General features: G+C 37.0%; 11 protein-coding genes. 4 read left to right on the forward strand and 7 right to left on the reverse strand.

The window, feature by feature from the left end:
• Nucleotides 1-29: 29 nt before the first annotated feature.
• The 6 genes from ACVWNY_RS15095 to rpe all read right to left on the reverse strand — a co-directional run bounded on the left by ACVWNY_RS15095 (nucleotide 30) and on the right by rpe (nucleotide 4,848).
• Complete coding sequence (locus tag ACVWNY_RS15095; protein ID WP_218327474.1) at nucleotides 30-497, reverse strand: PTS sugar transporter subunit IIA; 468 nt, start codon at nucleotides 495-497, stop codon at nucleotides 30-32.
• A 15-nt stretch (nucleotides 498-512) separates the two neighbouring features.
• A complete protein-coding gene (locus ACVWNY_RS15100) occupies nucleotides 513-1,250 on the reverse strand; it encodes a DeoR/GlpR family DNA-binding transcription regulator (RefSeq protein ID WP_218327475.1) in 738 nt (245 codons plus the stop codon).
• 83 nt (nucleotides 1,251-1,333) lie between these two features.
• A complete protein-coding gene (locus tag ACVWNY_RS15105; RefSeq protein WP_454072315.1) occupies nucleotides 1,334-2,707 on the reverse strand; it encodes a PTS transporter subunit EIIC in 1,374 nt (457 codons plus the stop codon).
• Nucleotides 2,708-2,728: 21 nt separating this feature from the next.
• Nucleotides 2,729-3,655: a sugar phosphate isomerase/epimerase family protein gene (locus tag ACVWNY_RS15110; protein ID WP_218327477.1), complete on the reverse strand. Its 927-nt coding sequence runs from the start codon at nucleotides 3,653-3,655 to the stop codon at nucleotides 2,729-2,731.
• A gap of 95 nt (nucleotides 3,656-3,750) precedes the next feature.
• On the reverse strand, nucleotides 3,751-4,182 hold the full coding sequence (gene rpiB / locus ACVWNY_RS15115; protein ID WP_218327478.1) for a ribose 5-phosphate isomerase B: 432 nt from the start codon (nucleotides 4,180-4,182) through the stop codon (nucleotides 3,751-3,753).
• A gap of 15 nt (nucleotides 4,183-4,197) precedes the next feature.
• Entirely contained in the window at nucleotides 4,198-4,848 is a 651-nt protein-coding gene (gene rpe / locus ACVWNY_RS15120) for a ribulose-phosphate 3-epimerase (RefSeq protein ID WP_218327479.1), read from the reverse strand.
• Nucleotides 4,849-5,058: 210 nt separating this feature from the next.
• Between rpe and ACVWNY_RS15125 the strand changes: the two genes are divergently transcribed.
• From ACVWNY_RS15125 to ACVWNY_RS15140, 4 genes are all read left to right on the forward strand, one after another.
• A complete protein-coding gene (locus ACVWNY_RS15125) occupies nucleotides 5,059-6,066 on the forward strand; it encodes a LacI family DNA-binding transcriptional regulator (RefSeq protein ID WP_218327480.1) in 1,008 nt (335 codons plus the stop codon).
• A 363-nt stretch (nucleotides 6,067-6,429) separates the two neighbouring features.
• On the forward strand, nucleotides 6,430-6,525 hold the full coding sequence (locus ACVWNY_RS15130; protein ID WP_218327481.1) for a type I toxin-antitoxin system Fst family toxin: 96 nt from the start codon (nucleotides 6,430-6,432) through the stop codon (nucleotides 6,523-6,525).
• 282 nt (nucleotides 6,526-6,807) lie between these two features.
• The gene (locus ACVWNY_RS15135) at nucleotides 6,808-6,903 is read left to right on the forward strand and encodes a type I toxin-antitoxin system Fst family toxin (RefSeq protein ID WP_218327482.1); all 96 of its coding nucleotides are present in this window, start codon (nucleotides 6,808-6,810) and stop codon (nucleotides 6,901-6,903) included.
• Between the two features lie 293 nt (nucleotides 6,904-7,196).
• Entirely contained in the window at nucleotides 7,197-7,280 is an 84-nt protein-coding gene (locus tag ACVWNY_RS15140; RefSeq protein ID WP_490338466.1) for a type I toxin-antitoxin system Fst family toxin, read from the forward strand.
• Nucleotides 7,281-7,901: 621 nt separating this feature from the next.
• Here the strand turns inward: ACVWNY_RS15140 and ACVWNY_RS15145 are convergent.
• A complete protein-coding gene (locus tag ACVWNY_RS15145; RefSeq protein WP_454072316.1) occupies nucleotides 7,902-10,421 on the reverse strand; it encodes a hypothetical protein in 2,520 nt (839 codons plus the stop codon).
• Between the last annotated feature and the right edge of the window lie 161 nt (nucleotides 10,422-10,582).

The following is a 10,582-nucleotide window of genomic DNA, read 5'->3' on the forward strand; positions in this document are numbered from 1 at the left end:
CTGAAGGGATTTTTAATTTAGTAATAAACCTATTCTAATTCACCAATTTGTTCTTTAGCTTCATATTTCCCTAAATCTAGCTTTAACTTTTCCTTAGCTAAATTAGTGAAAATGACCATCACGTCCGTTGGTTTTTCTTGTGCTTGTAGATACGCCAAGTCTACATTGGCTAATAAAGTATTTTCATCCACTTGATCGTCAACTTCGACAGAAATATCAAAGCCTTCACCATTTAATTCTACCGTGTCAATACCGATATGAATCAATACTTCGACACCACCTTTAGTTACTAATGAAATCGCATGTTTAGTTGGGAAAATAGCAGTAACTTTCGCTTTTATTGGACTGTAAATATCTCCATTAGTAGGAAATATGCCAAAGCCATCTCCCATCACTTTACTGGCAAACATTTCATCATGGACGTCTGCTAAAGCAACGACTTCGCCAGCCACTGGATTGAATAGTGTCACAGCTTTATTTCTACTAAATAGTCCCATTTAAAATTTGCTCCTTTATTTTGAAATAATTTTCATTTCTTTTGCTAATTTTTTATCAGTCTGGTCAGAAATCAAAGTCACCTCAGCTAAATCAAACGCCCGAACAGTTGCCGCTTTGTGGAATTTGGTGCTGTCACATAATAAAAACGAATTTCTAGCTTGATTGATTATCACTCGTTTTTTAGAAGCTTCCACATAATCGGGTGTGGTGACACCATACTTCACGTCGACGCCGTTGGCACCTAAAAATGCTTTGTCAAAGATATATTGTTTGATATTTTCTTCCGTTAATGGTCCCGAAATCGAAGAAATAATTGGGTTAAAAGTGCCTCCCAACAAAGTGATTTCACAAGAGAAATCTCCTACTAACGAAAGTGCGTCCGTGTTCGTGGTAATAATGTGGACTTTTTTATTTAAAATTTCTTTGAGCAAAGCAAAGCAGGTGGAACCAGAATCCAAATAAAGTGTGTCACCATCATTGATTTGCTTGGCTGCTAATTTAGCAATGTATTGTTTTTCTTTGGTTTGTAGATTGGCTTTATCAGAGATCGGAATTTCCGTTGTGCTAGTAATTAATTTTACCCCGCCACCCGCCAATAGATGGACTTTATTATTTTTTTCCAACTCTTTTAAATCACGTCTTAAAGTCGAGGTAGAAACACCGGGAATGTAGTTTTGAAACTCTTCAATCCGAATCAGCTCTTCCTGACTGAGAATGTCTAATATTTTTTCTTTTCGTTCGTAAGGAATCATTTTTCAATCCTCATTTCATCTTCATGTGTTAACAATAATAATAACACAAATCAGCCATATCACGAGGATCGATTGCGGATTTCCTAAGCCAATTGGTCGTCTTTATTCGTAAAGATATAGCCTAAAATCGCTGAAACAACTAATGAGATCAACAAACCAATCATTGCTTGAATAAAGTTGGAACTATTTTCTGTCACAAAGGCTGGGAATGTCGTCACACTACCAAATACGAAAGCATTGGTTACCACTTTCATCAAGCCAAGATACGCGCCACCAACTGCACCACCGATAATTTGTGCTAAAAATAGCTTCTTGTTTTTTACTAATAAACCAAACAATGTCGGTTCAATAATTGCTGAAAGCGCAACCGTAATTAATCCAGTCAAAGCAAACCCTTTTAACTTTTTATTACGTGCCTTGAAAATAACACCAATCGTCGTACCAATAACCGCAAGGTTACAAGCAAAAGTGAAAGGTACAATATAGTCAAAACCGTAAGTTGAAACATTATTAATCATGATTGGATTAACTGCCCAATGAATTCCAAAACTTACCAAGACACTCCAGCCACCACCGACAACTACACCAGTTAAAACACTACTGCGTTCAATTAACCAATTGACGATATTGGCAATACCTTCACCACCATAAACACCGATCGGTCCAATCACAATCACAGTTAAAGGAATCATTACAACTAATGAAATCAAAGGAATAATAACCAATTTCAACGTTTCTGGAATATGTTTATCTAAGAATTTATATAAGTAAGAAAAGGCCCAAATCGATAAAATAATCGGTACCACAGTAGAATTGTAATTCATTAAGACTACCGGAATTCCCATGAAGCTTGTAGTCGCACCGTTACCTTGATTACCTAATAGCGCGATAAAATCCGGATGCAACAAAGCAGCCCCGATTAAAGCTGAAAGATATGGACTCGCACCAAATCGTCGCCCAGAAGTGAAGGCTAATAACACTGGTAAGAAATAAAAGACACTCATTGCTGCTGCATTTAAGATTGCATAAGTTCCACTACTTTCACTTAACCAGCCTAATTGAACGGCTAAAATAGTCAGCCCTCTCAGGATACCTGAACCGGCTAAAGCTGGCAGTAATGGCGCAAAAATTGCTGAAATCGCTGAAAAAATATTGGTAATGATACTGCCGCTTTTTTCATTACTCGTAGCTACTTGTGCTTGACCATTATTATTGACTAACTCTTCGAATTCATCATAAACCTTTGGTACTTCGGTTCCAATCAAGACTTGGTATTGACCAGCTTTGTTGACGACGTTTGCTACGCCGTCCATGTCTCTAATCTTGTCATCGTTTGCTTTTGATGGATCTTTTAACGTCAAACGCAAACGTGTGGCACAATGAGTCATGTTGGAAATATTCTCTGGTCCACCAACTTCGTCTAGAATGTTTTTAGCTAAAGCTTTATAATCTGTCATTTTGTACACTCCTCCAAAATTTTATCCTAAAAAGGCAAGAATTAAATCACTCGCTTTTACTGCACTATTTTCATTAATTACCGCTTGAATCTCTGCCATTCCCACTCTATCAATCAGTTCATCTAGCTTTTTAATCATTTTAATATTTCGTTGGCATTCTTCCACCGGATCTTCAATCACTGGGAAAGTATCAAAATAAAAAGCATAGTCATAATCATGCAACTTCGCATAATAGAGAAACTCGATTGTTTTAACTAAATTACTGGTCCCAATCATCAAACCATCATCATTTAAACCATAACCGTCATTCAAATGTACGCCATATAATTTCTGGCGACTCCCCAAAATACTGGCACCATAAGCTGGATTTTCATGCTTCATTAACATGTGACAAAAATCTAAAGTGATTCCCAAGTTATCACGCTTGACTTCATTCATCATCGCCAATGCTAATCCAAATGAATCAATAAAAGCATAAGCTCGCGGCTGAAATGGTTTATATTCAATACTAAATTTCACATCTGGCGCATAATCAGCTATTTCAATAAAACAATCACGAATTTGGTTCCAAACTTTTTCATAGTTGATTTGGAAAGAATAATCAAAGCCGTCAAAACCTAACCAAATAGTTACGATGTCGCCACCTAGCTCGCGACAATAATCTGCAGCTTCTTTACATAGTTTTAATGCCTCAGCTGAAATCGTTAAGTTAGCGTTTCCAATTTCACCATTGATAAACTCTTCTCTAAATCTTAAAGCGACACCATTTGGTTTCAAATCATTCTTTGCTAAAAGCTCTTTCATATCAGCTGGTGTGTGATTCACTACATGCTCCGGATAATTTAAATCAACATGACTTAGACCTAGATTTTTAAACTCTCCAAATACTTTTTCTAGGTCATGGTCAAATTTCGGTAAAAACGAATTAATTCTAGTTGCCAATTTCATATGATGATTCCTCCTTAAATCTTTTACTGAAATCATCATAGCATATGTTTTCATATTATTCCATATTTTTTCAAATTATTTTAAAATTTTTCAAATTAGATTTGGTCAATCATTTTGATTCGGTTGGCATGTCGACCACCTTCAAAGCTGGCCTCTAGCCATTCTTTCACGATCATTTTAGCCAACTCACTGCCGATAACGCGTGAACCAAAAGCTAAAATATTGGTATTATTATGTTCTTTAGAAAGTTTTGCAGAATAAGGTTCGCTACAAACAACCGCACGAATCCCTTTCACTTTATTAGCTGAAATCGAAATCCCAACTCCTGTCCCGCAAATCAAAATACCGCCGTCATAGTCACCGGCTGCCACAGCTTCCGCAACTTTTTTACCATATTTAGGATAATCCGTTCGTTGGTTTGTAGTTGGTCCAAAATCTTCTACCTGATGTCCTAATTCTTTTAAATAATCAATAATTGTGGGCTTTAATTCTAGTCCCACATGATCACTACCAATAGCTAATTTCATAAAAAAACCTCCGATTTATTTTTTTAATTCCGTTAATATTGCTTCATACGATTGGTCTTTGTTGAACAATGCTGAAGTTCCTAAAACAAATCCATCCACACCGATTTTACTTAATTGTTCTATTTTTTCCGGTGAAATCGCACCGTCTACCATTACTTTAAAAGCATAGTCAGCCTTCAGAGCGGTTAATTCTAAGATTTTTTTATCTACAAATGGCAAATACTTCTGACCAGAAAAACCCGGGTTAACCGTCATCACCATCACATAATCCACTAACGGTAATAATTCATGAATTGTCGCAACCGATGTTCCTGGATTGATAGCAATTCCAACTTTTTTCTGCTGATTTTTAATTAAATCAAGAGTTCTAGTAATTTGCGGATCTGACTCAGGATGCACATAAATAATATCCACGCCCATTTCCGCAAATTTCTCAACATATCGACCGGGATTCTCAATCATCAAATGAACATCCACCAGTTTATTGGTACTTTTTCGAATGGTTTCTAAATCTTGTATCCCCATCGCAAAATTTGGCACAAATTGACCATCCATAAAATCCAAATGAAAAATATCAGTCCCAGCTTGATCTAGTGCCACAACTTCTTTTTCTAAAGCAGCAAAATTTGCACACATCATTGACGGACACATTATTTTCTCCATCATAAAATCCTCCTTCATAAATTTTCTTTGAGTAATCGTTTACTCAACGGAGCTAAAAATAAACAATACAAACTATATCTGTAAATGTATTGTTTGGGTAAACGTTTACTCTTAATGTCTATAAATTACCACGATTACTCGTCGCTGTCAAAGAATTTTTTTTATTAATTATGTTAAACTGTTCATAGACAACTATACAAGGAGTTCATTATTATGAAGAAATATTCCATCAAAGATATCGCTAGACTGAGCGGTGTATCAGTGGCCACCGTCTCTAGAGTCATCAATAATAACGGACGATTTTCCGAAGAAACCCGTAAAAAAGTTTTAAGCGTGATTGAAGAAACCAATTATAAAATCAACTACAGTGCTAAAAGCTTACGAATGAATAAATCCTTTACCATCGGAATCTTAGTTCCTGATATTAAAAACTATTTTTTCTCAGACTTGGTTCAAAAAATTGAGGAAATCCTATTTGAACAAGGCTACACCACGATTATTTGTAATACCGCTCGCAATGCTGAAAAAGAACAGGCCTATTTACAAATCCTACAAGCCAAAGGAGTTGATGGCTTAATTATCATTTCAGGCGTTGAGGCTTTTTCTATGAATGCCGCTTCATCTGAAAAAAAGATTCCCTATATTTGCATTGACCGAGAACCACAAGACAAAAGCAAAACAATTTTCATCTCATCAAATCACTACCAAGGTGCCGAAGCTGCTACCGAAAGTTTGATTGCTTCAGGCGCCAAAAATCTAGCCATTGCCTTATATAACCGGATGTCTTCTGCCTCACGAAGCCGTCTATCAGGATTTGAAGAAACATTAAAAAAACATCAGCTTGGTTTCGATGCTGAAAAAAATAGTCTTCGCATCAGTTCCGACGACACTATCAATCAAGAACTAGATAACTTTTTAAAAAATAATCCGACTGTTGATGGTTTCTTTTCCACCAATGATACATTGGCTATGAAGTTAAATAGTCGGCTTAAAAAAATTGGTAAAAACGTCCCTCAAGATATAAAAATGATCGGTTTTGATGATACGCCTTATGGAGAATATTCTAGTCCAACTCTTTCATCTGTTCGACAAAATACACAACAGCTGGCTCAGAAAACTGTTGAAAGCTTACTAAAATTAATGGATTCTTCCACCACGTTAGGTGAAACTATCCTAATCCCCGTAGAATTAATTGTACGAGAATCCAGTTCCCGAATATAAAAAAACTTCGTTAGCTAAAATCGGCTAACGAAGTTTTTTTAGTGAGATTGTTCATCCGTACTACTTTTTTGTAGGGTTCATCTTACTAATGGTTAATCACTGGTTGAGTGATTCAGATGACCAATAATCAGCTGCCTTCTTCAACCCACACGCTTAAGTTTTGTATGAATGATGTAATCTCATTTGTACAATTATATTAACATATTTTTCGATATTTGTAAAACTGAAATCTCTATAAAACGCCGGCGTTTCAACGTTTATAGCACCTTTGATCATTCATGTATTCATCTCGCCAGACAAAAATTATAAGCTACAAACTGCATATATTATTTATGGCAACCCGCCTCATCAGGAGATGAAATCATGGAGAAATTAATCTCGTTAATCATCGCGCCACTTTTTGTGGGTCTAGTACTTCGACTAGCTGATCATTGGTTGAATGATCACGATGAAAAATAACCGGTTGCCATTCTTCAACCCACACGCTTAATTTAAGCGAAAAATAAACCCCAGCCTATCACACTAGGCTGGGGTTTTGTGTATGGAAAACTTAATCTCGTTTGTACAGATACATTAACATATTTTTCATCATTTGTAAATGTTTTATCTTCGTAAAACGTTGGCGTTTCAACGTTTATAGCCCCTTAGGTCACTGGGCTTTTTCATCTCGCCAGACAAAAATTATAAGCTTCAAACTGCGTATATTATATATGGCAGCTTGCCTCAGTAGGAGGTGAAAGTATGAATGAGTTAATCTCATTAATCATCGCGCCACTTTTTGTGGGACTAGTTTTACAATTAGTTAATCACTGGTTGAGTGATTCAGATGACCAATAGTCAGCTGCCTTTTCTCAACCCACACGCTTAGTTTAAGTGAAAAATAAACCCCAGCCTAGTAGGATAGGCTGGGGTTTTGTGTATGAATGATGCAATCTCATTTGCACAATTATATTAACATATTTTTTATCAATTGTAAAACTGAAACCTTCGTAAAACGCCGGCGTTTCAACGTCTATAGCCTCTTTAACCATTCATGTATTCATCTCGCCAGACAAAAATTATAAGCTTCAAACTACGTATATTATTTACGGCAACCCGCCTCATCAGGAGGTGAAATCAAGGAGAAATTAATCTCGTTAATCATCGCGCCACTTTTTGTGGGACTAGTTTTACAATTAGTTAATCACTGGTTGAGTGATTCAGATGACCAATAATCAGCTGCCGTTTCTCAACCCACACGCTTGGTTTAAGTGAAAAATAAACCCCAGCCTATCCCATTAGGCTGGGGTTTTGTGTATGAATGATGCAATCTCATTTGCATGATTATATTAACATATTTTTCATCATTTGTAATACTGAAACCTTCGTAAAACGCCGGCGTTTCAGTCTTTTAAACTCATTCGTTCATTCAAAATAAGAACCCAGATATATGAATTATTAATGGTCATTGTCTCTCCAACCCTGTGCAACCCACCAAGAGTTATCTGCACTATTCAACCGATAATGATCAAAGCCGGTTTCTTGTGAATTCAGATTAAGCATCCTAAAAATTGATATGCCTTGCTATTTAAAAAGCCACACCTTCTTTTATCCAGCCAGTTTGCGTATCAGAATCTTACTCACCAATTTTTAGGACGAGTAGATATCTTTCGGAAGACATATTTTTCGAAAAAAAAAGAAACGCCGTAGCGTCTCTTTTTCAGGCACACCCCAGAAGGACAGGAATAGGGACAAGGGAGAGTTTATTATTGTCCTTTCTGGAAATGTGCCTTTTCAGGGCAAAAATTTATGGAAATGGGGGATGTTTAGTTTAAATACTGTTGTTACTTCTTTTACTAAGCAGTTGTTAAACCATCAATTGTAGCTTGTAATTCTGTTCTTGCAGCTGTTAATTCGATAAAAGCGGCTACTCTAGCATCTGCTGCTGTGGCATTAGTCATGGCATCTCTTGCATTAGTTGTGCGAGTATGTGCTGATTGCATCGCATTCCAAGAATCATTTGTATAACTTCCTTGACCACCTTCATTTGCAACACTGTAATTTGCAATAGCTGTAACAGTAGGAAGTGTGTTTACTTGCAAACCTACAATCGCTGCATTAATAGAATCAACTGCATCAGTTACTTCCGTATGAAGTTTTCCTAATGGTGCATTTACAAGATCATTTCCAGCATTCACAGCTTCAGTTAAAGTTGCATTCGAAGCGGTAGTAATATCGGCAGTGCTTCCAGCAAGTGTTCCTGCAAAAGTGATGCGAGTTTCTAACGCAGTCGTAACTGGTACTACTTGAGCCATCGCAGCTTCTAAGTTCATTCTTGCTGTTGTTAAACTATTAATCGCTGGTGCTCCTGTATTAGTATCAGTATTAGCAGTTTGCGCTGCAGCATAGATTGTAGCGTAATTAGCAACAGAATCAGCTACATATGCTGAAGCTGTTACACCAGTATTAATTGTATCAGCAGGAGTCATCAATTCACCTAATGCAGCTTTATTTAATACTAAAGCCTCCATTGCAGTATTTAATCCTGTCAATGCTGTAGTAACAGACGCAGGTGTACTATCAGCACTACCTGCAACAGTAACTGCTAGTGAAAGTGCATCTGTAAATGCTGTCGTTGATGTATAATCAGTTGCATTTAAACCTTGAGCAGTAGCAATTGCTGTATTTAACGCTGCTTTGTTAGTTGCTAAATTATCAATAGCATCAGTAATAACTTGTGTTGCAGCAGCTACTTCTTCGTTTGTATAGTTGTTTGTTCTATATTTGAATGATTCTCCTTCAGAAATAGCTAATTGTAACTTATTATAAGATTCTGGCGTATACATATCATTAGTATTAGCAATTGCTTTCCCTGCGGTAATTGCAGCATTCAAATCTTCAGTACTTACTAGGTTAGCCATAGCATCACGTAATGCAACTCTTGCTGCTGTAATTTCAGCGATTGTAGCAGCATCTGTATCAAGAGCAGCAGCGGCAGTATTTGCAGTGTCGGCTACACTATAACTGTAAATTGAGTAATCATCTGCGTCAGGAGCTAACTCCTTATAAGCTTCTACTTGCGCATCTAAAGCAGTAGTATCTTTCACCAATCCAGTAGCTGCTTCTTCTAAAGCAGTAATTGCTTCTGCAACTTGTGTTGGTGTCACGCCTGCTGGTTCGTTTACATAACCATTAGCAGTTTCTAATGCTGTAGCCATTGCTGCATAGCTAGCTTCTGTAATATCATCTGCATCGAATGCTGTTGCTACTTCGATTGCTGCTGATAAAGCAGTCATGTCAACAGATAAACCGTCGATTGCTGCACGTAAACCAGTTCTTGCTGCAGTAACTTCTTCAACAGAAGAATCAGCAGTGATGGCATTAGCAGTTGCTAAAGCTTCATTGAATGTTGCAATAGATTCTTCAGAGTAGCCATCTGTTGATACTTCATCAGCTTCTGTAATTACTTCGTTTAAAGCAGAAGTATTTGCTGCTAAACCAGCTAATGCTGCATTTAAGTCAGCTAAAACTTCTTGTGCTTCAGCAGGTGTTTTACCAGCTGCATCTTTTACAAAGTCTTCTGCTGCTTTGACAGCTTCTTCTAAATCAGCATAGCTATCAGCAGTGATATCAGCTTCATCATAATTGCCAGCTGCTTCGATTGCTGCATTTAAGTCAGTTAAGTTTGGTACCAATGCGGCAACAGCTTCATTTAATGCTGTTACTTGTGCATTTACTTGTAATTGTGTTGCGTCAGCATTGTCAGCCACTGCTGCTGCCGCTGTGATCGCTTCTTGTAAAGCTGCGAATGTTGTTTCATCGTAATCTGCAGCATTTAAAGCTCGTGCATCTGTTAACGCAGTGTTTAACGCTGCTTTATCAATTGCTGGTGCTGCGTAGAATGAAACTGCTTCATTTGTCCAACCTTGATCAGTTGTTAACCAATCATGCTCAATAGATGATGTAGTAAACATATGTGCACCTGATACTGCGTTAGGATTGTAGCTACGATATACAGGTACTGATTTATCAGTTGAGCTAAAGAAAGCTTTTCCTTCTTGTGTCCAGCCTTCTGCTTTTAAGTTTGCATATTCACCTTCATCCGTAGTGTAGTGATGATCACTCGCATTCGGATTATACAGACGATAAACAATATCACCTTCTGTAGGTGTAGCCCAACCACCATCTTCGGGAATCCAACCTTGATCATCTAACCAATCTCTTTCATCTGCACTCTCTGTATAAAAATGTTCACCAGTGTTTGGGTTATACAGACGGAATAATTCAAGATTAGCTGCATCAGCATTAGTCCCTCCGTAAATTGCTAGACCCAAACCTATTACTGCTCCAAGACTAAGTAATACAGTCTTCTTCATAAAACTTCTCCTCCTAAAAAAAAATGAATAGTTGCTTCGTTACAATAATAAGAATAACATATTAAAAAACAAAAACAAAGCAAATTTGTCACATTTCATAAATTTTTTTACGTTTTATTATAATTAACAGATAACTAACGAACGGTTGTTATCAACCGGTT

Source organism: Enterococcus sp. JNUCC 77, assembly GCF_054819945.1.

Coding starts and splice junctions, on each gene's coding strand:
- ACVWNY_RS15110 (WP_218327477.1), bottom strand. CDS start 3,655: ATGAAATTGGCAACTAGAATTAATTCGTTTTTACCGAAATTTGACCAT.
- rpiB (WP_218327478.1), bottom strand. CDS start 4,182: ATGAAATTAGCTATTGGTAGTGATCATGTGGGACTAGAATTAAAGCCC.
- ACVWNY_RS15095 (WP_218327474.1), bottom strand. CDS start 497: ATGGGACTATTTAGTAGAAATAAAGCTGTGACACTATTCAATCCAGTG.
- ACVWNY_RS15105 (WP_454072315.1), bottom strand. CDS start 2,707: ATGACAGATTATAAAGCTTTAGCTAAAAACATTCTAGACGAAGTTGGT.
- ACVWNY_RS15100 (WP_218327475.1), bottom strand. CDS start 1,250: ATGATTCCTTACGAACGAAAAGAAAAAATATTAGACATTCTCAGTCAG.
- ACVWNY_RS15135 (WP_218327482.1), top strand. CDS start 6,808: ATGAATGAGTTAATCTCATTAATCATCGCGCCACTTTTTGTGGGACTA.
- ACVWNY_RS15130 (WP_218327481.1), top strand. CDS start 6,430: ATGGAGAAATTAATCTCGTTAATCATCGCGCCACTTTTTGTGGGTCTA.
- rpe (WP_218327479.1), bottom strand. CDS start 4,848: ATGATGGAGAAAATAATGTGTCCGTCAATGATGTGTGCAAATTTTGCT.
- ACVWNY_RS15145 (WP_454072316.1), bottom strand. CDS start 10,421: ATGAAGAAGACTGTATTACTTAGTCTTGGAGCAGTAATAGGTTTGGGT.
- ACVWNY_RS15125 (WP_218327480.1), top strand. CDS start 5,059: ATGAAGAAATATTCCATCAAAGATATCGCTAGACTGAGCGGTGTATCA.